17 protein-coding genes are annotated in these 24,474 nt (G+C 70.3%); 2 read left to right on the top strand and 15 right to left on the bottom strand.

Translation table 11 applies throughout. From position 1 onward, the window contains the following. Nucleotides 1-298 precede the first annotated feature (298 nt). The 10 genes from ACFWIW_RS25225 to ACFWIW_RS25180 are packed head-to-tail and all read right to left on the bottom strand — an operon-like array spanning nucleotide 299 to nucleotide 9,435. A complete protein-coding gene (locus tag ACFWIW_RS25225) occupies nucleotides 299-934 on the bottom strand; it encodes a hypothetical protein (RefSeq protein WP_378370699.1) in 636 nt (211 codons plus the stop codon). Nucleotides 935-945: 11 nt separating this feature from the next. After that, the gene (locus ACFWIW_RS25220) at nucleotides 946-1,449 is read right to left on the bottom strand and encodes a hypothetical protein (protein ID WP_378370698.1); all 504 of its coding nucleotides are present in this window, start codon (nucleotides 1,447-1,449) and stop codon (nucleotides 946-948) included. 5 nt (nucleotides 1,450-1,454) lie between these two features. Continuing rightward, nucleotides 1,455-2,555 carry an MCE family protein gene (locus ACFWIW_RS25215; RefSeq protein ID WP_378370697.1) on the bottom strand — a complete coding sequence of 367 codons (1,101 nt, stop codon included), beginning with the start codon at nucleotides 2,553-2,555 and terminating at the stop codon, nucleotides 1,455-1,457. Continuing rightward, the gene (locus ACFWIW_RS25210; protein ID WP_378370696.1) at nucleotides 2,555-3,532 is read right to left on the bottom strand and encodes an MCE family protein; all 978 of its coding nucleotides are present in this window, start codon (nucleotides 3,530-3,532) and stop codon (nucleotides 2,555-2,557) included. Before ACFWIW_RS25210 ends, ACFWIW_RS25215 begins: the two co-directional genes overlap by 1 nt. After that, nucleotides 3,529-4,533, bottom strand: coding sequence for an MCE family protein (locus ACFWIW_RS25205; protein WP_378370695.1), 1,005 nt, complete (start codon nucleotides 4,531-4,533; stop codon nucleotides 3,529-3,531). The genes ACFWIW_RS25210 and ACFWIW_RS25205 overlap by 4 nt, the downstream gene beginning before the upstream one ends. Further along, on the bottom strand, nucleotides 4,533-5,543 hold the full coding sequence (locus ACFWIW_RS25200) for an MCE family protein (protein ID WP_378370694.1): 1,011 nt from the start codon (nucleotides 5,541-5,543) through the stop codon (nucleotides 4,533-4,535). The genes ACFWIW_RS25205 and ACFWIW_RS25200 overlap by 1 nt, the downstream gene beginning before the upstream one ends. Next, complete coding sequence (locus ACFWIW_RS25195) at nucleotides 5,540-6,553, bottom strand: MCE family protein (protein WP_378370693.1); 1,014 nt, start codon at nucleotides 6,551-6,553, stop codon at nucleotides 5,540-5,542. The genes ACFWIW_RS25200 and ACFWIW_RS25195 overlap by 4 nt, the downstream gene beginning before the upstream one ends. Further along, the gene (locus ACFWIW_RS25190) at nucleotides 6,550-7,791 is read right to left on the bottom strand and encodes an MCE family protein (RefSeq protein WP_378370692.1); all 1,242 of its coding nucleotides are present in this window, start codon (nucleotides 7,789-7,791) and stop codon (nucleotides 6,550-6,552) included. Before ACFWIW_RS25190 ends, ACFWIW_RS25195 begins: the two co-directional genes overlap by 4 nt. After that, nucleotides 7,788-8,627 carry an MlaE family ABC transporter permease gene (locus tag ACFWIW_RS25185; protein ID WP_378370691.1) on the bottom strand — a complete coding sequence of 280 codons (840 nt, stop codon included), beginning with the start codon at nucleotides 8,625-8,627 and terminating at the stop codon, nucleotides 7,788-7,790. Before ACFWIW_RS25185 ends, ACFWIW_RS25190 begins: the two co-directional genes overlap by 4 nt. 4 nt (nucleotides 8,628-8,631) lie before the next feature. Further along, complete coding sequence (locus ACFWIW_RS25180; RefSeq protein ID WP_378370690.1) at nucleotides 8,632-9,435, bottom strand: MlaE family ABC transporter permease; 804 nt, start codon at nucleotides 9,433-9,435, stop codon at nucleotides 8,632-8,634. A gap of 426 nt (nucleotides 9,436-9,861) precedes the next feature. On the opposite strand from ACFWIW_RS25180, the gene ACFWIW_RS25175 reads away from it, so the two are divergent. Further along, nucleotides 9,862-10,806: an ATP-binding cassette domain-containing protein gene (locus ACFWIW_RS25175; RefSeq protein WP_378370689.1), complete on the top strand. Its 945-nt coding sequence runs from the start codon at nucleotides 9,862-9,864 to the stop codon at nucleotides 10,804-10,806. Further along, the gene (locus tag ACFWIW_RS25170) at nucleotides 10,803-11,657 is read left to right on the top strand and encodes an ABC transporter permease (RefSeq protein ID WP_378370688.1); all 855 of its coding nucleotides are present in this window, start codon (nucleotides 10,803-10,805) and stop codon (nucleotides 11,655-11,657) included. Before ACFWIW_RS25175 ends, ACFWIW_RS25170 begins: the two co-directional genes overlap by 4 nt. 98 nt (nucleotides 11,658-11,755) lie before the next feature. On the opposite strand, the gene ACFWIW_RS25165 is transcribed toward ACFWIW_RS25170, so the two are convergent. Genes ACFWIW_RS25165 through ACFWIW_RS25145 form a run of 5 tightly spaced genes read right to left on the bottom strand, consistent with a single transcriptional unit; the run spans nucleotide 11,756 to nucleotide 24,330 of the window. After that, on the bottom strand, nucleotides 11,756-12,886 hold the full coding sequence (locus ACFWIW_RS25165; RefSeq protein ID WP_378370706.1) for a glycosyltransferase: 1,131 nt from the start codon (nucleotides 12,884-12,886) through the stop codon (nucleotides 11,756-11,758). Then, nucleotides 12,883-13,668 (bottom strand): alpha/beta fold hydrolase, encoded by a 786-nt coding sequence (locus ACFWIW_RS25160; protein WP_240592960.1) that lies wholly within the window; start codon nucleotides 13,666-13,668, stop codon nucleotides 12,883-12,885. The genes ACFWIW_RS25165 and ACFWIW_RS25160 overlap by 4 nt, the downstream gene beginning before the upstream one ends. Nucleotides 13,669-13,672: 4 nt before the next feature. Next, nucleotides 13,673-13,972 (bottom strand): phosphopantetheine-binding protein, encoded by a 300-nt coding sequence (locus tag ACFWIW_RS25155; RefSeq protein ID WP_378370687.1) that lies wholly within the window; start codon nucleotides 13,970-13,972, stop codon nucleotides 13,673-13,675. Nucleotides 13,973-13,987: 15 nt separating this feature from the next. Further along, nucleotides 13,988-18,016, bottom strand: coding sequence for a beta-ketoacyl synthase N-terminal-like domain-containing protein (locus ACFWIW_RS25150; protein WP_378370686.1), 4,029 nt, complete (start codon nucleotides 18,014-18,016; stop codon nucleotides 13,988-13,990). Then, nucleotides 18,010-24,330 (bottom strand): SDR family NAD(P)-dependent oxidoreductase, encoded by a 6,321-nt coding sequence (locus ACFWIW_RS25145; protein WP_378370685.1) that lies wholly within the window; start codon nucleotides 24,328-24,330, stop codon nucleotides 18,010-18,012. The genes ACFWIW_RS25150 and ACFWIW_RS25145 overlap by 7 nt, the downstream gene beginning before the upstream one ends. Nucleotides 24,331-24,474: the final 144 nt, after the last annotated feature.

Here is a 24,474-nt window from a genome sequence, read left to right as displayed (position 1 = left end):
TTTCGAGATTCCACCTGATTTGCGGGGTGCTCATTTTAGATCATTCGCTAGCGCGCAGCCCGCTAACCTCGGTGACGGCAAACGGTAGGGACTCTGGGTCCCTCAAGGAGGCCTTCACGGACTTTCTGGTACCGGGGGGGAGCAAGAGGGTGCCTGGCTGGACGGCGGGTGTCGCGAAAGTGGCTTTCGCGGCCCTCTCGCCAGGCGCGACACCTGACCTCAGAAGCCGGAAGTACGTGAAGGCCCCCTTCCTTGCGTTAGGCGCAAGGAAGGGGGCCTTCACGTACTTCCGGCCGCGTCAGGCGGCCGCGAGAGCTGTGATCCGCCACTTCCCCTCGGCCCGTTCCGCGCTGACGCTCAGCTGAGCCGCGCCCGTACTGCGCTGCCCGTCCCCGCGCACACCGGTCTGGTCGAGGAACACCAGCAGCGACGCCCGGTCCCCGTCGAGGACCTTGACGCCCGAGACCACCGCGGTCGAGGTCACGACCAGTTTCTGCTCCGCCGCGAGACCCCGGACCTGCGCGAACAGCTGGTCGTACTGTCCCAGCGCCGGCCCGGTGAGGACCGCTTTGGCGGCTTGCTCGCTCTTGGCGGGGTCGTCGTAGCGGTAGGAGAACACCGTGCCGAGCGCCTTGCCGATCTGGTCGCTCACTTCCGCGGTGGTGGCGACGTCGGTCAGCGCGGTGTTGTGCGCCAGCGCCGCCGTCGTGTCCCTCGCTTCGATCGCGAACCACCCCGCGAGGCCCGCCATCACCAGCGCGACCGCGCCGAACACCATCGCTCCCCGCCGCACCGGAACGACGACCGGCGCCTCAGGAGTCTCCTCGGCAACGGTTTCCTCGGCAGGAGCTTCGAGAACCCGGGTGCTCCCGCCCATCTTCCCGGCCACCTTCACCGCGCGCCGCGCCGGTTTGTCGGCTCGTTTCGTGGTCATCGCGTCCTCCGTCAGGGCTTTCCGGTGTCGGTCACCGGCACCTGGCCGAGTGACGTGACGCGCCATCCGTCCGGTGTCCGGTTCAGGCCGACGCGGAACCGGTTGTGCTTGGTCACGGGTTCCCCGCCTTCGGGCCGCACCTCGAGTTCGACCGAAGCGATCACCTCGGCCGTCCCGCCGCCACTGTCCACTTCGGTCACCGCGGCGTCGACGACCCGGCCGGTGGTGACGGTCTTCGCCTGGCCGATCCGGCCGAGGCCGCCTTCCCTGTCCCGCGCCAGCTCTTCGTGCAGCGCGCCGCCGGACAGGTTCAGCCAGTTCTGGTAGCCCTGCTCCGCCTGCCGGTAGTCCAAAGTGGTCAGTGCGGCGACCGACTGCCTGCCCGCCTGCAAGGCCTCGTCGCGGACCGTGGCCCGCGCGACGCCGTCGTCGTGGCTCGCGTCCCACCACGAGTAGCCGAACCAGGCCGCCGCCGCGGTGGCGACGGCGGCGAGAAATGCGGCGAATCGGGTCATGGCCTTCACCTCCTGGGCACGTTCTGCGAGCCGCGCACGTTCGTCGGGTTGCCCTTCGGCAGGGCACAGCGCGCCGCGGTGTTCAGCGGACGCGGCGAAGTGTCGAGTCCGTCGCGATAGCCGGTCCCGTAACCGGTGGCGCACGGCGGCGGATCGAAGAACGTCAGCGAGAGGCCGACGTGCGCACCGTCCGGCCCCATGATCGCGTGCCCGGCGGCGACCGCTTTCGGCGCGGTGACCAGCAATTGCTCGATGCCGTCCTGCCGGGTTTCCAGCACGTCCGCGGTGGTCAGCAGGTTCGCCAGCAGGATGCCGAGGCTCGGGCCGGTCTCCCGCAGCAGCGTGCTGATCTCGTTCGCGGCCGCCGGCACGGCCGGGATCAGCCGGCGCAGATCGCCGTCGGAGCTCTTCAACGTCGCGGCGAGCAGTTTCGCGTTCGCGCCGAACGAACGGATGGCCTCCGCTTGCGAAACCTGGGTGTCGAGCACGGTCTGCGCGTCGGTCACGAACCTGGTCAGCGGCCCGACGTGCGCGCTCGCCTCCCGCACGAACTCGATCCCCCTGCCGACGAGCTGGTCCAGCGCCGGTCCCGCGTCGGAAGTCGCGTTGTACAGCTCGTCGACCACGGTCCGCAGGGCCGGCTTCGGCACCGAGTTCGCGAACGAGTCCACACTGGACAGAACCACGTCCACGGGCAGCGGGATCTTCGTGTCCGCCTCCGCGATCACCGAACCGTCCCGCAGCATGGCTCCGTTGTCGCGGCGCGGGCGCAGGTCGACGTACTGCTCGCCGACGGCGGATCGGTTGGCGACGACGGCTTCGGTGTCCGCGGGCACCTCCGGGCCGCCCGGCTCGATTTCGAGGTCCACCTCCATCCCGGAGGCGGTCAGCCGCAGTTCGCCGACCCTGCCGATCGGCACACCCCGATAGGTGACCTCGGCGTTGCTGAAGATGCCGCCGCCGGTGGCGAGCCGCACCTTGACGGTGTACCCGCGATCGAGGACCAGTTTGTCCAGCCCCGCGTACGTCGCGCCGACGTACGCGACGCCGAGGACCGCGATGACCACGAAGACCACCAGCTGCACGCGGACGAACTTGGTCAACATCAGCGGCCACCACTGTTCTTGAAGGTCAGGAACGTGTTCAGGTAATCACCGCGGATGGCCTCGAGCGCGGCGTCCGGGAACGGGAAGGTGAAGATCATCTCCATCGCCTTCGGCAGCTTGTCCCCGGATTCGGCCAGTTTCCGCAGCAACGGTTCGAGCGCCTTGAGGTCGGCGACGAGGTCGTCCTTGCTGCGATTCACCGTGTCGACCGCGACCGACGTGAGCCCGTCCAACGACTTCAGCATCCCGACCAGCGCCTGACGCTGCTGGTTCAGGACCTCGATCCCGGGGGTGAGGCCGTTCAACGTCGCCTTGATCTCTTCGGTGTTCGCGTTCAAGGTCGCCGCGAGCTTGTTGACGCTCTCGATGGCGCGGGTGATCTCCGCCTTGTGCTCGTCCAGCCCGCGCACGAACACGTCCAAATTGGACAGAAGGCTGCGTGCCGCGCTCTCCTTGCCGCCGAGCGCGTCGTTGAGTTCACGGGTGATGTTCTGCACCTGCGCGACACCGCCGCCGTTGAGCAGCAGGGAGAGCGCGCCGAAGACCTCCTCGATCTCCGGGGTCAGCGAAGAACTGGCCAGCGGGATCACCGCGCCGTCGGCCAGCCGCCCGGCCGGGGTCCCCTCTGGCGGAGGCGCGAGCTCGACGAACTTCTCTCCGAGGATGCTCGCCTGTCGAAGCCGCGCGACGGCGTTGGCGGGCAGGTTCACGTCACCGTTGAGGACGAGACCGACGATCGCGCTGCGGCCGTCCGGCGCCAGATCGACCGTCCGCACCTGCCCGACCGGGACGTCGTTGACCTTCACCCCGGACTGGGGCACGAGGTCCAGCACGTTGGTGAAACTCGCCGTGACGTGGATTGGGCGGTCCCCCAGCGCGGCCCCGCCCGGCAGCGGGATGTCGTAGACGTCGACCCCGTCGCCACAGCCGGTGGCGGCCAGCACCAGGACGAGTACGGCAGCGATCCGGGTTTTCATTTCGCCCCCGAGAATTCGGTGATGTTCCCTCGCCCGTCCAGCGTTCCCGCGCCCTGGTTGTACGCGCCGAGCACGTTCGCCAGCGCGTTCGGCGCGGCGTCGAGTGCTTCGCTCAAAGAGGCCTTCTGCTGGCTCAGCAGCTTCGTGATCTCGGCGAGTTTGTCCACATCGGACTTCACCTTGCCCCGGTTGTCCTTGATGAAACCCTGCACGACGCTGAGCGCCTCGGTGAGTTCGGTCATCGCGCCGGAGAACTGGTCCCGCTGATCGGCGAGGATCTTGCTGAGCGAGGAGATCTGCTGGATCGCCTGTTTCACCTTGCCGTCGTTCGCGGCGAGCATCGCGGTGAACTTGCTGATGTTGTCGATCGAGTTGAACAGATCGTCCTTGGAGTCGCTCGCCGTCCTGGCGAACTCGCCGAGGTTCTTGATCGCCTCGCCGAGTTTGCCGCCGTTGCCGTCGAGATAGGTCGCGGCCTTGGTGAGGACGTCGCTGACCGCGCCGTCCCGGTTGGCGCCCTTCGGTCCCAGCGCGGTCATCAACTGGTTGAGACTGCCCAGGAGCTCGTCGACCTCGACCGGGGTGACGGTGCGCTCGGGCGGGATCCGCGCGTCGCCGTCCAGCTCCGGTCCGCCGAGGTACACCGGGGTGAGCTGCACGTACCGGTCGGCGACCAGGCTCGGCGTGATCACGACGGCGCCGACGTCCGCGGGCAGTTTGACGTCCGGCCGCACCGTCATGGTCACCTCGACGTTCGTCCCGCGTGGTTCGACCTTGGTGACCGAACCGATCGGCACGCCGAGCACCCGCACCTCGGTGTTCGGGTACACGCCGACGGTCGCGGTGAAGAATCCGGTCACCACGCGGTCGGCCTGCCTGGTCAGCAGCGGCCACGCGGCCGTCACCAGCAGACCCGCGACGACGGCGACCGCGAGCCGCCGCAGCCAGGCCCGCCGTCGCGCGTGGGCGCCGAGATCGGTCAGCGTGAAGTGGCGTCCCATCAGCGTCCCCCTTGCCTCGAAGGCATGCAGCTGCCCGGCGTGCCGCCGGTCGGGACGAGCCCGCAGATGTAGGTGTCGATCCACCGGCCGTTGCCGACCGCGTTGCCGAGCAGCCGGTAGAAGGGGCCGGCCAGCCGCAGGCTCTCGTTGAGCTTGTCCTGATTGCGCAGCAGCACGGTGGCGACGCGGTCGAGCTGGTCGAGCGCGGGACCGAGGGTCTTCTGGTTGTCCGCGACCAGTCCCTTGAGCTGGATCGACAGGTTCTTCACCCCGCTGAACAGTTTCGCGATGGCGTCCTTGCGCGCGTTCAGCTCCGTGAGCAGCGTGTTGCCGTCGCGGATCAGCGCCTCGATCTGCTGCGAGCGGTCACCGAGCGTCTTGGACACCTTGTTCGTGTTCGCGAACAGCTTCACCAGCTCCTGATCCCGGGAAGCGAGCGTCTTGGACAGCGCGGTGATGCCGTCGAAAGCGGTCCGGACGTCCTGCGGGGTGGAAGCACCGAGGGTTTCCGACAGCGTGCCGAACGCCTTCGCCAGCTGATCGGTGTCGATCGCGCCCACCGTGTTCGCGAGGTCGTTGAAGACGGTCGTGACGTCGTACGGGGAACTCGTGCGCTGCACCGGGATCGGCTCGTCCGGGTCCAGTTCCGCGTTGCCGACCGGATCGAGGACCAGATTCTTCTGCCCCAGCAGGGTTTTGATCTTGATCGCCGCGGTGGTGCGGTTCCCGACCCAGGTGTCCTTGACCCGGAACAGGACCTTGACCTTGGCGCCGTCCAGCAGGACGTCGGAGACCTCCCCGACCTTCACCCCGGCGACGCGGACCTCGTCGTTGCGTTTGAGCCCGGCCGCTTCGGTGAACTCCGCCGCGTACGTGGTGCCGCCGCCGATCAGCGGGAGATCGTCGGAGAAGAACACCGCCGACCCCGTGATCGTCATCAGCAGGGCCGTGATGGCGCCGACGACGATGGGGTTGCGGCTGCGGAAGGGTTTGATCCTCGGCGCTTTCATCGGCACCGTCCCTGGGTCAGCGGGATACCGACCGGCGGGCCGCCGGGCGCGGGCGGCGCGTCCGATTTCACCGAGCACAGGTAGAAGTTGAACCACGAACCGTACGAGACCATCGCGCCCATGCGGTCCAGCTTCTTGGGGAGATTCGCCAGGAACTGCTCGAACACCGGGGTGTTGTCGGCGAGGTTCTTCGACAGGTCCCCGAGCGTGTTGATGCTGTCCTTCAACGGCGCGCGGCCGTCCTGGAGCAGATCGGCGGTGGCCGTGGTGAGCTCGCCGAGCCCGCCGATCGCCTGCCCGATCGGTTTCGCGTCGCCGGCGAGTCCGGAGACCAGCTGCGCGGTGACGTCCACGAGCTTGTCGAACTGGTCGCCCTGCGAGTTGAGCGTGTCGAGCACCGTGTTGAGGTTCCCGATCACCTGGCCGATCACCTGGTCCTTGCCGGCCAGGGTGTTCGTGAGCGACGCGGTGTGCTCGATGAGGCTGTCGATGGTGCTCCCCTCGCCCTGCAGCACCTGGACGATCTCGAACGACAGCTGGTTGACGTCGCTCGGCGAAAGCGCCTGGAACAGCGGTTTGAACCCGTTGAACAACGCGGTGAGATCCAGCGCCGGATGGGTCCGCTCCGGCGGGATCAGCGCGCCTTCCTCCAGCACGGCAGGCCCGTCGGGGCCCGGGTCGATCGACAGGTAGCGCTGGCCGACGAGGTTGCGGTACCTGATGGTGACCGTGGCGCCGGAGGTGAGACGGCGCTTGTTCTCGATCGAGAACCGCACGTCCGCCAGCCGCCGCTCGACCACCCCGACCGAATCCACCTGGCCGATGCGGACACCGGACATCCGGACCTCGTCGCCGGGGTTGACCGAGGTGGCGTCGGTGAACCTCGCGGTGTAGCCGACCGTCGTGCCGACCCCGGAGTTGGCGATGGTGATCGCCAGGATCCCGGTCGCCACCGCGGTGATCACGAAGAAGATCAGGCCCTTGATCGCCGGGCCCGCGACACTCCTCATCGGACGGTCACCTCCGTACCGCGTAACGCCGGGCCCACGAGCACGCTGCTCCAGTCCGGGACCTCGGCCGGCTTCATCCCGAGCGACGGCGCCAGGATCTCGGCGACCAGCCCCCGCTCCCCCTTCGAATTGGCCGGACCGAGGTCCCCATCGGCGGCGAACGCGACCGCCGAGGCGATCTCGCCCCCTCCCCGGCCCCCTCCCCCGCCATAGCAGCGCGGCCCGCCCTTCTGGTCGAACCGCGGATCGTCCCGGCCCGGCACGTACTTGTCGCGCGGGTCGTGGACGGACAGCGTCACGTGCAGCCCGGGTTCACCGGTGCCCTTGCCCAAGGCCTTCTCCATCACCGGTTTGAGCCGGTTGACCGCGTCGAACAGGCAGGGGAATTGGGGTGAGTACCGGGACAGCAGTTCCAGGGTCGGCCTGCTCTTCACACTGACACCGATGATGTTGTCCTTGTTCTGCACCAGGAATTTGTTCAGATCGCCGCTCGCGGTGGTGACGCTCGTGTACAGCTTGTCGAGGTCCGCGCGAGTGTCCACAATGGTCTTCGCGGTCGTGGAGAGATCCGAGAGGGCCTTGAGAATGTCCGGCGCCGCGCCGGTGTACAGGTCCGCCACGTCGGCGAGACCGCTGACGTCGGCCTTGAACTGCGGCATCAACGGGTTCACCTGGTTGAGCAGGTCGTTGAGCTGGACGATGCTGTCCCCCAAGGACTTCCCTCGGTTGTCGAGCGCGAGTGAGATCGCGCCCAGTGAACTGTTCAGCTTCTGCGGCTGCACGGCCCGCAGCAGGGGCAGCAGGTCGCCGAGGACGCGTTCCAGTTCGATCGCGTTGGCCGACCTGTCCTGACCGATGACGTCGCCGTCCCGCAGCGATCCACCGGCGGGCCGCTCCGGGAGCACGAGGTTGACGTAACGCTCGCCGAACACGGTCTTCGGCAGCAGCCTCGCCGAGACGTTGCGCGGCAGCTGATCGATCTTCGCCGGGTCGATCGCCAGATCGATCTCCGCGCCGTCCGCGGTACCCCGGACGGCCCTGACCTCGCCGAACGGCACGCCACGGACCTTGACCTCGGCGGGCGGGGCCAGCTGGTTGCCGACCCGGTCGGTCTTGAGCGTGACCAGCTCCGCCCGCTCGAAGTCCTTGTTGAAGATGGCGACGGCGAGCCAGCCGAGCAGCACCAGGATGACGAGGAAGATCACCCCGGCCGCCTGTGTCCGTGCCCGCGCGCTCATCCGGACACCTTCACCGTCGTGGTCGCGCCCCAGATCGCCAGGCTGAGAAAGAGATCGAGGACGCTGATCAGCACGATCGACGTCCGCACGGCACGACCGACCGCGACCCCGACCCCGGCCGGGCCACCCGCGGCCCGATAACCGTAGAAGCAGTGCGTGAGGATGACGCCGACACTGAACACGAGCACCTTGCCGAACGACCACAACACGTCTTCAGGAGGCAAGAACAGGGAGAAGTAGTGGTCGTAGGTCCCGCCGGACTGTCCGAAGAAGACCACCGTCGTCACCCGCGAGCCAAGGTACGAGATCAGCAGGCCGATCACGTAGAGCGGGATGATCGCGATGAAACCGGCCACGATCCGGGTGGTGACGAGGTACGGCATGCTGCGCACGGCCATCACTTCGAGCGCGTCGATCTCCTCCGAGATCCGCATGGCGCCCAGTTGCGCGGTGAACCCGGCGCCGACCGTCGCGGACAACGCGAGCCCCGCCGAGAGCGGCGCGATCTCGCGGGTGTTGAAGTACGCGGTGAGGAAGCCGGTCATCGCGGAGATGTTGATCTGGTTCAGTGCGCTGAAACCCTGCAACCCCACCGTGATCCCGGTGAACACGCACAGGCCGACCATCACGCCGACGGTGCCGCCGATCACCGCGAGCGCCCCGCTGCCGAAGGTCACCTCGGCGAGCAGGCGCACCACTTCGCGGAAGTAGCGGGTGACGGCCATCGGGATCGCCGCGAGCGCGCGGATGTAGAACAGCAACTGGTCGCCCAGCTCGAAAAGACTGTTGCCGGGGCGTTTGAACGCCTCGCGGGCCCGGTCGGGGACGCTGGTCACGGGATCAGGTTCCCTTCGCCGGGACGAGCTGCAGGTACAGCGCGGTCAGGATCGTGTTGACGAAGAACAGGAGCAGGAACGTGATCACCACCGACTGGTTGACGACGTCACCGACGCCTTTGGGACCGCCACGGGGATTCAGCCCCCGGTAGGCCGCGACGACACCGGCGAGGAAACCGAAGATGAACGCCTTGATCGAGCTGATCACGAGGTCGGGCAGCTGGGCCAGCGCGTTGAAACTCGCGAGGTACGCGCCCGGGGTGCCGCCCTGCACGATGACGTTGAAGAAGTAGCCGCCGAGCACGCCGACGACGCTGACCAAACCGTTCAGCAGTACCGAAACGGCGATGGCGGCCTGCACACGGGGCACGATCAGCCGGTGGATCGGCGAGACGCCGAGTACCTCCATCGCGTCGATCTCCTCGCGGATGGAGCGGGCGCCCAGATCGGCGCAGATCGCCGACCCGCCCGCTCCCGCGATGATCAACGTGGTCACGATCGGGCTTGCCTGCTGCACCACCGCGAGGACGCTCGCCGCGCCGTTGAACTGCTGCGCGCCGATCTGGCTCGTGAGCGAACCCAGCTGCAGCGAGATGACCGCGCCGAACGGGATCGACACGAGGATCGCGGGGGTGATCGACACACTCGCGATGAACCAGAACTGCTGGATGAACTCGCGGACCTGCACCGGACGGCGGAACATCGCGAGGACGACGTCGATCCCCATGGCGCACATGCGGCCGAATTCGCGAAGCCCGGCGGCGGCCTTCTCCGGCGCGCGGGCGAGCAGGGCGACTGGATTGGCCATCGTCAGGCTCCGCATCCGTGGACGGAAGCCGGGGAAAGCGCCTCCGGTCCCGGCTCCGCCGAGAACAGGAAGGCGCGCGGAACGCGCCCGGTCATCACTGACATTCGGGCTTCCTCACTTCTACTTCTCCGGCCGAACGGCCAACTCGTGCAGCACGCTACTGGCGGAAGATCAGGGAGACAAGTAATTCGATAATGGAGTGCCAGGGAGGAGCCAAGGTTGTTATGGGCGTAACTGTTTTGCCTTGTGTCTCGTGAGTGGTAATGACGGTTCTAACCGTCCTTGCCACTCACGAGACCCAGCACTTTCCGCACCTGTTCGCTTTTGTCACCCCCGTCAGCCGCCGCGGCCGCGGAATTGTCACGCACACCCTGAGTCCTCTCGCTTTCATTGCGGCCGCACCGAAAACACCGCTACGTTCGGCGGATGGAGCAGGCTGCCATCGAGGTGACCGGCCTCGCCAAGCACTACGGTGAAGTGACGGCCCTCGCCGGCGTCAGTCTCCGGGTCGGCCGCGGCACCGTGCTCGCGGTGCTCGGCCACAACGGCGCGGGCAAGACGACACTGATCGACATTCTCAGCACCCGCGTCAAACCGACCGGCGGAAGCGCGAAGGTGTGCGGTTTCGACGTCGTGCGCGCCGGCCATCACGTCCGGCGGCGGATCGGCGTCACCGGCCAGTTCGCGGCGGTCGACGACGCGCTTTCCGGCCGCGGCAACCTCGAACTCGTCGCCAGGCTGCTGGGCGCGAACCGGCGACAGGCCAAGGCCCGCGCGGCCGAACTGCTCGCCATGTTCGGCCTCGACGACGCGGCGGACCGGCCCGCGCGGACGTACTCCGGCGGGATGCGACGACGGCTCGATCTGGCCGCGGGCCTGGTCGGCTCTCCCGACGTCCTCTTCCTCGACGAACCGACCACCGGGCTCGATCCGCTCAGCCGGGCGGGGCTCTGGGACGGCGTCGAACGGCTCGCCGCGCGCGGCACCACCGTCGTGCTCACCACGCAGTACCTCGAGGAGGCGGACAGACTGGCGGATCACGTCATCGTGCTGGGGCTCGGGCACGTCACGGTTTCCGGGCGGCCGTCGGAGCTGAAGGCACGGCTCGGGGAAAGGACCGCGACGCTGACCTTCGGCACCGACCTGGCCGCCCGCCGGGCGCTGGGCGCGCTGAACCGGCTCGGCATGGGCTGTACGACGTCGGCCTCCGGGCTGGTGATCGGTGTCGCGCTGTCCGGGCCCGCCGACATCACGGTGCTGGTCCGCGCACTCGACGCGGCGGGCGCACCGATGAAGGACCTCACCGTCGCCGAGCCGACCCTCGACGACGTCTACCTTTCACTGCACCGGAATCCGGCGGCCGCGCCATGACCGAGGCACGGCACCGCGCGCCGTCGCAACCGGTGCTGACCAATCCGGCGACCTGGCCGCCGAGCACTTTCGCCACCCAGGTCCGGGTGCTCGCGGTCCGCTCATTGAAGACGGCGTTCGGCGACCGTCGTCTGGTGTTCTTCGGTCTGCTCCAACCGATCGTGCTGCTCCTGCTGTTCAGCCAGGTCTTCAACGGGGTCAGCACGCTGCCCGGCGTCGCGGCGTATCAGGGATACGTGAACTTCCTCGTCCCGGCGACACTGGTGAACATCGCGATGACCACGGCGATGAGTTCGGGCGCCGGCCTGCTCGCGGAGATCTACAGCGGATTCACCGGACGTCTCCGGTGCATGCCCATCAGCCTTTCCGCCGTCCTGGTGGCACGCACCATCTCGGATTCCGCCCGGCTCGCCGTGCAACTGCTCGTGACCGCGCTCGCCAGCGTGGTACTGCTGGGTTTCCGGCCGACCGGCGGCGTTTTCGGCATCACCGCGGCGCTGCTGCTCACGCTCGTCGTCGGCTGGTGCCTGAGCTGGATCTTCGTCGCCATCACGACCTGGCTGCGCAAGGCCGAAACCCTGCAGATGGCGTCGTTCGTGGTCATGTTCCCGCTGATGTTCTCCTCCAGCGCGTACATGCCCCTGGAGACGATGCCGTCCTGGCTGCGGGTGGTCTCGGCGCTCAACCCGCTCACCTACGCGATCGACGCGACCAGGGCGCTCGCTCTCGGGCGTCCGTCGGGCTGGTCGATCCCGGTGTCGCTGGCGATCGCCGCCGTGGCCGCGGCGGCCGGCGGGTGGATCGCGGCCCGGACCTTCCGGACGCCACGGGACGTCACCCCGATGACCTGAAACTCCGCACTCGCGTGATCAGGGGCGTATCTCGCGTGATTGGAGGCGTAACTCGCGAGTTACGGCTCCAAACACGCGAGTTCGGAGTTTCAGGTCGGTCAACGCGGCAGGGACTCCAGGTGGTCCGCGGCGGCCACGACTCCCCCGGCCGCCGCGAACGAGGCCCGCACCCGTGCGGCCGCCGCGGCGTAGGCGGGCTCGGTCAGCACTTCGGTGACCGTGCGGCGGATGTCGGGCGCCTTCGCGCGGTCGAAACGCAGCCGCAGCCCGGCGCCCGCCGTCTCGACCTGTTGCGCCAGCATGGACTGGTCGTCCCGGATCGGCGCGATCACCAGCGGCAGCCCGGAAGCCAGGGTCTCGCTGACGGTGTTGTGCCCGCCGTGACAGATCACGGCCGCGGCTTTCCGCACCACTTCCGCCTGCGGGATCCGCTTGACGACCAGTACTTCGTCGCTGAGCAGTTCGCCGGTCGGGTCGACGACGAGACCCTGGACGTCCGGCATCCCGGCGAGGGCGTCGGCGCATTCGGACAGGAACCGGCGGCCGAGGGCGGCGTTGGCGGTGCCGAGGGTGGCGATGACGAGCGGGCGGCCGTCGAGCCGGTCCCACGAGAAACCCACCGGCGGCGCGGGAGCCAGCGCGGGGCCGACGAACCGGACCGCGCCGACGTCGGCGATCGGGCCCGTCAGGGACACGGTGGTGAACGCCAGGATGAGCTCCGGCGAGAACCGCAGGTCGCCGCACGAAACCCGGTGCCGAGCGCGGAGGCCCTCCTGCAGTCCGTCGACCCAGGCGGCGATCTTCGGCATGGCGCCCAGCGGATCGCCGAGTTCGGTGGACGTCGACGCCGACGTAACCCACGGCAACGAACGGCGGCTCGCCACGAGCGCGCCCGCGAAAGCCTGCTGATCGGCGAGCACGACGTCGGGCCGGAACGCCTCCACCGCCTTCTCGACCCCGGGGACCATCGCGTCCGCGAGCGGAACCAGGTACTGCTCCCACAGGTACTTCAGCGCCGCGAACCCGCGCAGGCCTTCGGGACGCCGCTCGACGGCGAACTCCAGCGCGTCCCCCGCCGCGTACACCCGGCCCGCCCGCGTCAGTTCGGACGTCGTGGGCTCCGGACCGCACCAGGCGACGTCGTGGCCGCGGCCCACCAGCTCGGCGGCCACCGCGCGCAACGGCGCGACATGACCGGTGAGCGGCGGGACGACCAGCAGGTACTTCATCCGCGCGGCCTCCCGTGCCGGTCGATCCACTTCAGCAGCAGCTCCCGGACCTCGCGGTGCTGCTCGACGAGCACCGAATGCCCTTGGCCCTCGAACACGTGCAGCTCGCCGCGGGGCAGCAACGAGGTCAGCGCGGTGAGATCGTCGGCCTGATAGCCGTGACTGCCCAAAATGGACAGTACGGGGCAGCCGATCCCGGCCACCTGGTCCAGGGTCAGCAAGGGTCCGAGCGGGACCTCCTCGGCCATCGACGTGGACATGATCCGCTCGGCCGCCATTCTCGCCAGCCGCCGGTGATGCGCGCTGTAGTTGGCCTCGATCCAATCGAAGCTCTCCTCCACCTTCAAGAACCGCACGGTGTGTTCGAGGATCTGCGACATCTTGCCCGCCCACAGTTCGGTGGCGGGCTCCGATTCGATGCACACGATGCTGCGCACCCGTTCCGGTTTCGCCACGGCGTAGCTGTAGGCGAGCGTGCCGCCGAAACTGTTCCCGACCAGGTGCACGGGCCGGTCGAGGTCGAGCTGGTCGAGCAGGTCGTCGAGGTCGGCGACGAAATCCGCGATCGTGTACCCGCGTTCGGGCCGTTCGGTCTTGCCGTGCCCGCGCAGGTCGTAGCTGATCACGTCCACCCCGGCGGCGGCGACCGGCGGGGCCAGCGTGAGGTAGAAGCTCGCCAGGCTGTCGGTGCCCATCCCGTGCAGGAACACGACGGTCTCCGTGCCCCCGCCGGGTACGAGCTGCACGTTGGTGCGCAGCCCGTTGACGGTCATGGTCGGCACCGGCTCAGCCCCGTTCGCCGAGGCGGGCGGCCACGTAGTCGGCGATGTCGCCGACGCGGAGCCCGATCACGTCGTCGAGGTCCTTCTCCGCCAGGAACTCCGCGAGGTTGACGTCCTCGCCGTAGAACTCGGCGAGGATGCTCGCGAAGGTCACCAGGTCGATGCTCTCCAGTCCGAGATCCTCGTGGAAGGTGGTCCGCGGGGTGATCTCGATGCCGAGGACGTCGGTGTCCCCGACCAGTTCCTTCAGCAACTCGGCCACGGTGCCGAAGACCGACGCCGGGCTCTGCTGTTCGATGGTCATGCTCTGCTCCTTTTGCTACCCGCGGTTCCAGGCCACCACGTGCCCGGGGATTCCGGCGAATTCCGCCCCGATACCGATCTCCTCGGCCAGCCCGGCCAGCTCGCCTTCGGCCCGGACCGCGATCCGGGGTGGCGTCGCGGTCTCTTCCCTGACCAGCGCGACCGCGACTTCGCCTGCCGACGCGACGGCCACGGCCAGCGGCGGCACGACCCGGCCGTGCAGCCCGGTGACCCTCGTCCCGTCGGCGCTCACGCGGAGTTCCGCCGGGTAGACGCCGTCCAGGCCGAGTTTCGCGCGGACCGCGTCCTTGATCGCGATCCGCTCCAGCAGCCAGCCGCGCTGCCGTCGCGGCGCGCAGGCGGCGAACTCGGCGCGTTCCTCCGCGCCGAGGTAGATGCCGGCGTAGATGTCCCTTGCGGCGGGGCTCGGCCACCGGTCGGTGACCACCGTCCAGCCGCCGTGGTGGTCCTCGGAAAGCCGGTGCCGGTCCGGGAAGGCGTAGACCCGGTGGGCGGGCCGGTCGCACGGGAACCGGATGTCCCGCCACTGTTCGATCCGGGCCAGCACGGCGCCGCCCCGCACCAGTTCCGCGTCCATCTCCAGTACGTCCGGCCGCGGCAGCCGGACCCGGACCACGCAGCGCAGCTTGGTACCCGGCGCCGGTTCCGGTCCGTACCAGGTGATCCGGCCCATCGAGGTCGGGAACGCCAGCAGCGCGTCCGCCTTGGTCGCCATCAGCCAGCAGCCCAGCAGCTGGCCGACGTTGTCCAGCAGCGCGCCGGGCGCGGACGGCACGACGAGGTCGCCGCGGATATGCCGCTCGCCCAGTCCGATGAGCTTGTCGAGCCCTTGGTACGCGGGGCCGTGGAACATCTCGCGGCGGGTGTAGATCTCGGCGGCGCTCAACGGCGGCGCCGTTTCCGGTCCCGGCGGCGGAGACGGCCGTGGAGCCGTGGGATAACGCTGCGCCAGGTGGACGTCCATACTGGCGTGCGGTCCGATTTGGACACTGATCCGGTCGCCTTCGCGGGTCATCGAAAGCGGCACCCGCACCGCCGGGGCGGCGATCAGCCACCGGGAGAACGCCGCGTTGCTCACGCCCGTCGCGACCGTGCCCGGCCAGGCCCGTTCCGCTTCCCGGCAGGCCAGGTCCACCAGCGTCGTCGCGGGCACGGTGGGCCGGAAGTCCGCCTCCTCCGGCCAGTTCTCGCGCTGGCGGAAGAACCGGTGATCGACCAGATACGGCATCGTCGCGACCGATACGTCCACAGTGGACTCGACGGTTCGCCGTGCCGCCGCGTTGACCACACTCGCCGCGGCCTGCCGGGTCTCCGCGAGCAGCGCGGTGAATTCCGCGACGATCGCGTCCGGGATGCCGCCGGCCAGTTCGGGCACGTCACCGGCACCCGCGAACATGCCCTTGGCGTCGCCTTCGACCGCGAGCAACGTGCCCGCCGTGTCGATCCGGGTCCGGTGCGGCTCCAGCGCGTCGAACGCGGGCCGTCCGCCCTCCACCCAGACCGCGGTGGCGACCCGGCGCAGCTGGGCCAGGCCCGCCCTCGTTCCGGAGGAGGCGGGAATGACCAGGTGCGGCCGCGAGCCCAGCGTGTCCGACACGAACGAACCGAGCTGCCCTGCGCCCGCCTGCACGAAGACCCGCGCGCCGTCGGCGTAGAGCGCGTCGACGAGTTCCCGGAACCGGACCTTGCGCACCAGATGGGCCAGGTACAGCTCGCGGACCTCCACCGGATCGGCGGGATACGGCCGGGCCGTGGTCGCCGACCAGACCGGAACCCGCGGCGGCTTCAGGTCCAGTTCGGCCGCGAGCCGGGTGAACGGGCCGAGCCTGGACCGCATCAGCGGGGTGTGGAACCCGGACCGGAACGGCAGGGTCCTGGCGACGACGCCGTGCTGGGTGCACAGTTTCGCCAGCCGGGCCGCCGCGGCCGGGTCACCACAGACGATCGTCTGCCGCGGCGCGTTCTCGTGGGAGATCATCAGCTCCGGTTCGGCCGCGAGCAGTGCCTCCGCCCGCTCCGCGGAACAGCCGAGCACGAGGAACTCGGCGTCCGGCAGCGTGAATCCCTGCGGCCAGTACCGGTTCAGCATGTCCTCTGTGGACTGCCCGGGGTACATCCCGGCGGCCTGCATCGCGGTCCATTCGCCGACACTGTGCCCGGCGAGCAGATCCGGTTTGATGGCGAGCCGCCGGAGCGCGGCGTCGAGCAGCAGCCCGACCTGGGACACACTCGACGCGCGCGCGAGCACACTCGCCGTCGACCATTCCGGCCGGTCCAGGCCGAAATGCCGGGCGACGTCGGCACAACGCGGTTCCGCGTCCGCTTCCAGTCCCGGGTAGACGAACGCGGTCTTCGCCCCGGCCTGGTCCAGCAAGGGCGCCGTCGTGCACCAGATGTCGTTGGGCCCGTGCCAGGAACCACCTTCGGCCGCCACCTTCGCCAGCACCCGCCGCGCGACTTCGAGCCGCTTTCCGGTCGGCCCGACGATCCCGATCCGGCACGGGCCATGCCCGCCGGACTCCGGATCCGGGCGATCGAGCAGGGCGCGTAGTTCGTCCGGGGTGGACGCCGCGAGCAGCAGGACCCGCTCGGGCTCCCCGGACACCTTAGCCCGCCTCGGCCGTGAAGGCGCCGGGTCGGCCTCCTCCAGCACCACGTGCGCGTTGACGCCGCCGAACCCGAAGGCGTTGACCGCCGCCCGGCGAGGAACGTCGCCCGAGCGCCACCGCTCGGCGTCGGCCAGGGTGCGGAAACGGGTCTTGTCCAGCAGCGGACTCGGGTCGGCGCAGTTCAGGGTCGGCGGCAGGATCGCGTGGTGCAGGGCGAGCGCCGCCTTGACCAGACCGGCGGCACCGGCGGTCGGCATGGTGTGCCCGATCATCGCCTTCACCGCGCCGATCGCCGCGCGGGGCCCGTCCGGCGGGCCGAACACCTCGGCGAGGGTGGCCAGTTCGGCGGCGTCCCCGGCCGGGGTCGCCGTCCCATGCGCCTCCAGCAGGCCGAGCGAGCCGGGCGCGGCGGGATCGAGCCCCGCCGACGCCCACGCGCGCCGCAGGGCCAGCGTCTGACCGGCGACGGCCGGGCTGAGCAGGCTCGCGCCCTTCCCGTCGCTCGACGTCCCCGAACCGCGCAGCACCGCGTACACCCGGTCGCCGTCGCGGCGCGCGTCGTAGAACCGTTTCAGTACGACCATCGCGGTGCCCTCGCCGATCAGGAGACCGTCCGCGTCGCGCGAGAACGGGCTGATCCGCTGGCTCGGCGACAGGGCGCCGAGCTGGGTGAACATCGACCAGAGCGTGTCGTCGTGGCAGTGGTGCACGCCGCCGGCCAGCACGACGTCACAGCGGCGGCGGGCGAGTTCGCCGATCGCCTGGTCCACGGCGAGCAGCGAGGAGGCGCAGGCCGCGTCCACCGTGTACGCGGGGCCGCCGAGGTCCAGCCGGTTGGCGACCCGCGACGCGGCGAGGTTCGGCACCAGCCCGATCGCGGTGTCCGGCCGGAACTCGCCCAGCGGCTCCAGCAGCGCGTCCCGGAGCCGGTCGAGCATCTCCGGACGCGCCGACGGCAGGAGATCCCGGACGGCGCCGGTGATCTGGCGGACCGACCGGACCCGCTGGTCGAACCGCTGGAGCCCGGGCGAGAGATAGCCGCCTCTGCCGAGGATCACGCCGACGCGTTCGAGGTCGCCCAGCCGTCGCAGGCCGCCGGCGTCCTCGACCGCGGCGGCTGCCACGGCGAGCGCGACCAGCTGGTCCGGTTCCATCCCGGCGACGGTGCTGGGCGCGATGCCGAGCGACGTCGCGTCGAAGTCCAGGCTGTCGGCGACGAACCCGCCGCGCCTGCCGTAGGTGCGGTCCGGCGTGCGGCCGTCACCGTCGTGGAAGCTCGGGTCCCAGCGGTGGGGCGGGATCTCGGTGATCGCGTCGGTACCCGAAACGATGTTCTGCCAATATTCGTCCACAGTGGACGAGCCGGGAAGGAAGACGCCCATCCCGACGATCGCGACCGGCTCCTGGTTCACCACAGCGACGCCGTGTACAGCACCGAGCGGACATCGGCCGGGCCGTAGGCAAGCTCGCGCAGGAGCGCGGCGGTGCCTTCGTCCGGATCGATCAGCGCCACCTCGCGGCGCTCGTATTCACGTGCGAGCTCCGGTGACACCATTCCCGCGTGATCGTCCGAGGGCGCCCATGGTCCCCAATGGACGGTCAGCGCCCGGCAGCCGGTGCGTTCCGCCCACTGCTCGCCGAGGGTTTCGAGCGCGTCGTTGGCGGCCGCGTAGTCGGTCTGACCCCGGTTTCCCAGCACCGCGGAGATACTGCCGAAGAACGTCACGAACCCGGGCCGCACACCGAAGTGCTCCAGCGCGTCGAGCAGTGCCCGCGCACCGTCCACTTTGGTCCCGTAGACCGTGCGGAACGACTGCTCGTCCTTGTCGGTCATCAGCTTGTCGTCGATCACCCCGGCCGCGTGGACGACGCCGTCGATGCGGCCGTATCGCGTGTGCAGATCCTTGACCACCTGCCGGACCGCGGCCGCGTCGCGCACGTCGAGCGACCGGTACGCCGCGGTACCGCCCGCCGCGCCGATCTGGTCGAGCGTCCGCGCGATCTCACGCTGGGCCAGCACGGTGCGCACCCGGCGTTCGATGTCCGCCAGCGAACCGCCACGCGCGGCCAGCGCCGAACGCATACCCGGCGCGTCACCGGGAAGGTCCTCGTCGCCCGGTTCGGCAGGCCATGGGGTGCGGCCCGCCAGTTCGATCCGGCATCCGCTCGCCGCCAGCGCGACCGCCGCCCGCGCGGTGATCCCGCGGGCGCCGCCGATCAGCAGCAGTACCGAATCCGTGTCGAGGCCGAGCGCCTTGACCTCTCCCCCGCCGGGGCCTGCGCCCGCATAGGCGACCGAACCGAGCGGACCCGCGGAAGGCTCGAACGCCGCACGCCCCGCGGTGTCGTAACGGACGGCGGACGGCCCGTCGGCGATCGCCTCTTCCAGCACGATCCGCGCGAGGTCCACTGTGGACTCCAGCTCGACCAGCCTGGTCGGCTCGCTCCGTTCCCGCGCCGCCGCGCGGACGAGACCGCGCAACCCGGCGGTGTGCCCGGCGCCCGTCCTCGCCACCACGACCACCGCGCCCTTAGCGCTCTTGACAAGACCGAACACCTGCGCCGCGACCGGCTCTTCGGCCTCCGACAAGGGATTCAGCACGACGAGGACGTCGGCCTCCCGCTCGGCGGGCAGGGCACCCGCCTCGGTGAACACCGCGCGGACCGACTCGGCCAGTTCCTCCTGGCCGGGCTCGAAACTCACCGAGACCGTTTTTCCGGTCACCTTGGCGAGGTCGGGTGTGCCGAGCGGCGCGGACACCCGGTCGAGCAGGTACCGGCCGGGCGCGGTGCCGGCCGGGGCCTCGTCGGGGGTCGCCGCCACGGCGACCGGAGCGGCCGGTTCGAGCCACTTCCGCAGCCGTGCGGCCAGCGCGCTCGCCGTCCGGTCGCGGCTGAGCTGGTCCTGGGCGTCGTCGTGCACCCGGCCGGAGAGGCCGAGTTTCGCGAGCAGCGAGCCCGCTATCTCGGTGCGTTTGATCGAGTCGATGGAAAGATCCGCTTCCAGATCGAGATCGGCGTCGATCATCTCGGCCGGATAGCCGGTGCGTTCGCTGATCGCGCCGATCACGGTGGCCAGGACATCCGTGACAGCGACCTCCGGGGCCTCCGCGACCGGTTCCGGCTCGGTGACCGGTGCGGCCACGGCGACCGTGGCTTCGACCGGCGGCAGCAAGGCAGGCACGACCGGCGGCTGAACCGGAGCGGGGGCGAGCGGCGCGGTGCCGAGGTATCCCAGCATCACGTCCCGTTGCGCCGCCAGCAGTTCGCGGCTGGTACGGAGGAATTCGACGACGGCCTGGTCACGACCGGGCGCGGGCTGGTTCATGGTCGTCCTCGGGATTCGTCGGGCGGGCACGAGCCCATGGGCGGGGACCTCGCCGCCGGGCGCGCGGACGGTCTGGCCGTCCACGGTCCAGGCGGGCCGGGGAAGCGGGCCGACACGGACCCGGCCGCGGAAGAGCCGTTCGGTGCGCACGTCGACGCCGGTGAGCGCCAGGCGCGCGAGCGCGGTGAGGAACCCGCGCAGCCCCGGGCCACCGGGGTCGCAAGCGATCACGGTATGCGGACGGTCGCCGAGGATCTCCTTGGCCAGCCGGGAAAGCACCTGCCCCGGGCCCGCCTCGACGAACGTGCGCGCGCCCGCCGCGTACATGTCCTCGATCAGATCCACGAAGCGCACCGGCGAGCCGATCTGCGCGGCGAGCTCGGCACGAACCGTGCCTGTTTCGTACGGCCGCGCGGTGCGGTTCGACCACACCGGCGGCGCCGGGTCACCGATCTCGGCGTTGTCGAGATCGACGGCGAACACATCGCTCGCCCCGGCCACCAGCGGGCTGTGGAAGGCGCAGGCGACCGGGATCCGTTTTGCGCCGATGCCCTGTGCCCGCAGTTCGCGGACCGCCTCCTCGATGGCGGCCGTCGGTCCGGAAAGGACGGTCTGGCCCGGCGCGTTGTGGTTGGCCAGTACGACGTCCGGATGGTCGAGGGCGGCGGCCAGTTCGTCACGGGACGCCTTCACCGCGGCCATCGCGCCCGGGTCGGCGCCCGCGACCTCGGCGATCGAGCGGGCCCTCGCCCGGCTGAGCGCCACCAAGGTCGCGGTGTCGAACGCGCCCGCGACCGACAGCGCGGTCAGCTCGCCGTAGCTGTGCCCCGCCAGCAGATCCGGCCGGACGCCGAGATCGGCGAGCAACCGGCAGACCGCCGATTCGACGAGCCCGAGCGCGGGCTGGGCGACCCGCGTGTCCTTGAGCGCCTCGTCCTGCGCGGTGCGGGCGTCCTCGGTGAAGGCGCGCGGCGGGAACGTGGTCGCGGCGACGTCGGGGGCGAGCCTCAGGACGTCGGCCAGTTCGGGGAAGTGCACGAACAGCTCCGCCAGCATTCCCGTCCGCTGGCTGCCCTGTCCGGGGAACAGGAACGCGACCTTGCCCGCCTCGTTGGCGCCCGCGGTGAACCCGCCCCTGCCTTCGGCTGCTTCGCGCAGTTCCGCGAGGTCGCTCGCGACGATCGCGAGCCGCACTGGGCCGGATCCGCCTCGCTCGGCGGCGAGGGCGGCGATCTCCCGCAGCGGACGTCCTTCGTTGGCCGCCAGCAGATCCCGCAGCGCCGCGCGAGCCGAGTCCACGTCGGGGGCGCGAAGCAGGATCAGCTCGGCGTCCCAGTCACGCGGGCCGTGCCGCCGTCCTGGCGGCACGCCCGGTGCGGCGAGCACCGCGTGGAAATTGGTCCCACCGAACCCGAACGCGCTCACTCCGGCGAACTCGCGTCCGCGCGGAACCGGCGTCGGCCGGGCGCCGGTGGAGAAGGTGAAGGGACTGCTCTCGGCGTCCCAGGCGGGGTTCGGCCTGCTCAGATGCAGCGTCGGCGGCACGACCTCGTGCCACAGCGCCAGCGCCGCCTTCATCAGGCCCGCCAGCCCCGCGGCGCATTTCGTGTGCCCGATCTGGCTCTTCACCGAACCCAGCGCGCAGCTGCCCGGCCCGGCGCCCGCGGCGAGGAAGAATTCGGTGAGCGTGGTCAGTTCGGTGGCGTCGCCGACGACCGTGCCGGTGCCGTGCGCCTCCACCAGCGAGACGTCCGCCGGCGACACCCCGGCATCGCGATAGGCCCGCGCGAGGGCTCGCCGCTGCCCCTCCGGACGCGGCGCGGTGAGACCGAGCGCCTTGCCGTCGCTGGCGGCGCCGACGCCCTTGACCACGGCGTAGACCCGGTCGCCGTCCCGTTCGGCGTCGGACCGCCGCTTGAGCACGAGGCACGCGACGCCCTCGCCGAGCGCGATCCCGTCCGCCGACGCGTCGAACGGACGGCACCGCCCGGTCGGCGACAGGGCACCGGCCGAGGTGAACATGAGGTAGTCGTTCACTCCGTTGTGCAGATCGACGGCGCCGCACAGGACCATCGAGCTCGTGCCCGCCCGCAGTTCCTTCACCGCGAGGTCCAGCGCGGCCAGGGAGGAACCGCACGCGGCGTCCACGGTGTAGTTGGTGCCACCGAGGTCGAGCCGGTTGGCGATCCGGCCGGAGATGACGTTGGCGAGCGTGCCGGGGAACGAGTCCTCGGTCAGCTCCGGCAACTGCGCGAGGAGTTCTTCCGGGACGTCTTCGAGATAGCTGGGAAGCAGCGCGCGCAGGACTCCGGCGTTCGCCAGGTCTCCCCCGGCTTCGGCGCCGAAGATGACGCTGGTGCGCTCACGGTCGAAGCCTCCGTCGCCGTAGCCCGCGTCTTCGAGGGCACGGCGCGCCGTCTGCAGGGACACCAGCTGGGCGGGGTCGATACTGCCCATCGACTTGGGCGGGATGCCGTACGCGAGCGGGTCGAAGTCGACCTTCGGCAGGAAACCGCCCCATTTGGACGTCGACTGGTCCGCGTAGATCTCCGTGTCCCAGCGCTGATCCGGCACCTCGGTGACGGCGTCCGCGCCGTGCAGGACGTTCGACCAGAAGGCCGGGAGGTCGGGCGCTCCGGGGAAAACGCAGGCCATCCCGACGATCGCGATGTCACCGTCCACAGCGGACTCTTCGAGGGGCACGCGGGCGGCGAGCAGTTCCGCCGCGCCTTCGGTGACTTCCCGGTGCAGGGCGGCGATGTCGGTGCGGTCCTCGCGCAGGACGGTGACCTGTCCCGCCATGTACATCCCCTCGGCGAGCTGACCGAGCGTGTCGACCTCGACGAGCGCGTCGCCTTCCCGCCGGATGCCCTTGCTCGCGATCCGCAGCCGCCCGGTGTTCAGCTCCTCCAGCCGCTGCCAGGCCTCCTGCGGCGGGACGCCGTCCGCGCGGAGCCCGGCCTTCAGCGCGGCGAACTCGTCGGTGTACGGGCTGGGCAGGCAGCGGGTGAGGTGGCCGGGCGCGGTCTCCAGGGTGACCGTCGACCCGGCGTCGAGCACGCGGTCCTGGAAGGTCTCGGTGATGGCGCCGTGGGTCACGGCTTCCTCGGTGAACAGGTACGCGGTGCCCATCAGGACGCCGACACCGCCGCGCAGGGGCTCCGCCATCGCCGAGACCATGGCGGCGGAGCGGGCGTCGTGGATCCCGCCCGCGAACAGGACCTCGACGCTATCGGCGCCGTGTTCGCGCAGGACGTCCAGCTGCTGCTCCCACAGCACGAAACTCGACCGAGGGCCGATGTGCCCGCCGCATTCGGCGCCCTCGAAGACGAACCGGCGGATCCCGGCGTCGAGGAACTGGCGCAGCAGGATCGGCGACGGCACGTGGAGGAACGTCGCGATACCCTCGGCCTCCAGCGCTTTGGCCTGCGCGGGTTTGCCGCCCGCGATCAGCACGCAGCGCGGGCGGGCCGCCCGGATCGCCGCGAGCTGTTCGGCGCGCAGTGCCTCCGGGACGAAGCCGAGGATGCCCGCTCCCCAAGGCCGGTCACCGAGCGCTTCGGCGGTGCGGCCGAGCAGTTCGGTGGTCTTGGCGCCGTTCGCGGTGGCCACCGCGACGAACGGGAAGCCGTCGTGCGCGGCGACCGCGGCGGCGAAACCGGGCTGATCGCTCACCCGCGTCATCGGTCCCTGCACGACCGGCAGCCGGGTCCCCAGCGTGCGGCACAGCCGTACGCCTTGGTCCGAGGGGATCGCCGGCGGCGCCGCGAGCGACCGCACGACCGAACGGACAGCGCTTTCCGCGTCCTCGAAGCGGTTCGCGAACAACGCGCTGAGCCCGTCGTCCGCCCTGACGAGTTCGTTCCGGACCGCCTCGGGCACGTCTGCCTCCGGGAACAGGCCGAGCCCGTCGAGCACCACACCCGCCGCGCCGCCCGCGATCGCGGCCACCGCGGTGCGCGGCCCGATGGCCCCGTACGCCCACACCGGGACGTCCCCGCCGAACCTCGCCAGCAACCGCTGCAGCAGGACGAACGTGGTGAGATCGGAGCCTCCCGCTTCGGCTCCCTTCGCGACCAGACCGGAGGCGCCGGCGTCGAGCATCCGGACGGCCTGCTCGACGCCGGTCACCTCGGCCAGCACGGGGAGGCCGGCCCTGCCCCGCCAGACCGCCCCCTCGGCCAGCAGCACGAGCCCCGCGCCGCTTTCCCGCACTTCTTCGTCCCGCACGGTGCGGCCGGCCGGGATCCGGACGCCGAACGGGAAGGCTCCGTCCACTATGGACCCGATCTCGACGATCCCGAGACCGCCACCCCTGGCGACGGCGGCCGCCAGCCCCGGATCCGGACGTCCGAGCGGGTTGACGCCGAGTACCCGCGTGCGCGCCGTCGCATGACTCACCGGCGGACCTCCTGTTCGGCTGGGGCTGGTCGAACCTCGCCGGGTTCGGCGATCTTTCAGCGGGATTCCCAAGAAATAACCTACTTGCCGCAGAGAGCGCAATACTCTCGTGTGAAAACTCGGAAAACAAGGGAACGCATGCTA

The sequence above is a fragment of the Amycolatopsis sp. NPDC058340 genome (genome assembly GCF_042723975.1).
Taxonomy (GTDB): domain Bacteria; phylum Actinomycetota; class Actinomycetes; order Mycobacteriales; family Pseudonocardiaceae; genus Amycolatopsis.
The sequence above is the reverse complement of the archived record's forward strand: the minus strand, read 5'-3'. Positions and strand labels throughout refer to the sequence as shown.

What these genes read in the sequence shown, in the direction of transcription:
- ACFWIW_RS25165 (WP_378370706.1), bottom strand. Translation starts at nt 12,886, where the DNA reads ATGAAGTACCTGCTGGTCGTCCCGCCGCTCACCGGTCATGTCGCGCCG.
- ACFWIW_RS25190 (WP_378370692.1), bottom strand. Translation starts at nt 7,791, where the DNA reads ATGAGCGCGCGGGCACGGACACAGGCGGCCGGGGTGATCTTCCTCGTC.
- ACFWIW_RS25215 (WP_378370697.1), bottom strand. Translation starts at nt 2,555, where the DNA reads ATGTTGACCAAGTTCGTCCGCGTGCAGCTGGTGGTCTTCGTGGTCATC.
- ACFWIW_RS25210 (WP_378370696.1), bottom strand. Translation starts at nt 3,532, where the DNA reads ATGAAAACCCGGATCGCTGCCGTACTCGTCCTGGTGCTGGCCGCCACC.
- ACFWIW_RS25195 (WP_378370693.1), bottom strand. Translation starts at nt 6,553, where the DNA reads ATGAGGAGTGTCGCGGGCCCGGCGATCAAGGGCCTGATCTTCTTCGTG.
- ACFWIW_RS25170 (WP_378370688.1), top strand. Translation starts at nt 10,803, where the DNA reads ATGACCGAGGCACGGCACCGCGCGCCGTCGCAACCGGTGCTGACCAAT.
- ACFWIW_RS25205 (WP_378370695.1), bottom strand. Translation starts at nt 4,533, where the DNA reads ATGGGACGCCACTTCACGCTGACCGATCTCGGCGCCCACGCGCGACGG.
- ACFWIW_RS25155 (WP_378370687.1), bottom strand. Translation starts at nt 13,972, where the DNA reads ATGACCATCGAACAGCAGAGCCCGGCGTCGGTCTTCGGCACCGTGGCC.
- ACFWIW_RS25180 (WP_378370690.1), bottom strand. Translation starts at nt 9,435, where the DNA reads ATGGCCAATCCAGTCGCCCTGCTCGCCCGCGCGCCGGAGAAGGCCGCC.
- ACFWIW_RS25225 (WP_378370699.1), bottom strand. Translation starts at nt 934, where the DNA reads ATGACCACGAAACGAGCCGACAAACCGGCGCGGCGCGCGGTGAAGGTG.
- ACFWIW_RS25200 (WP_378370694.1), bottom strand. Translation starts at nt 5,543, where the DNA reads ATGAAAGCGCCGAGGATCAAACCCTTCCGCAGCCGCAACCCCATCGTC.
- ACFWIW_RS25175 (WP_378370689.1), top strand. Translation starts at nt 9,862, where the DNA reads ATGGAGCAGGCTGCCATCGAGGTGACCGGCCTCGCCAAGCACTACGGT.
- ACFWIW_RS25220 (WP_378370698.1), bottom strand. Translation starts at nt 1,449, where the DNA reads ATGACCCGATTCGCCGCATTTCTCGCCGCCGTCGCCACCGCGGCGGCG.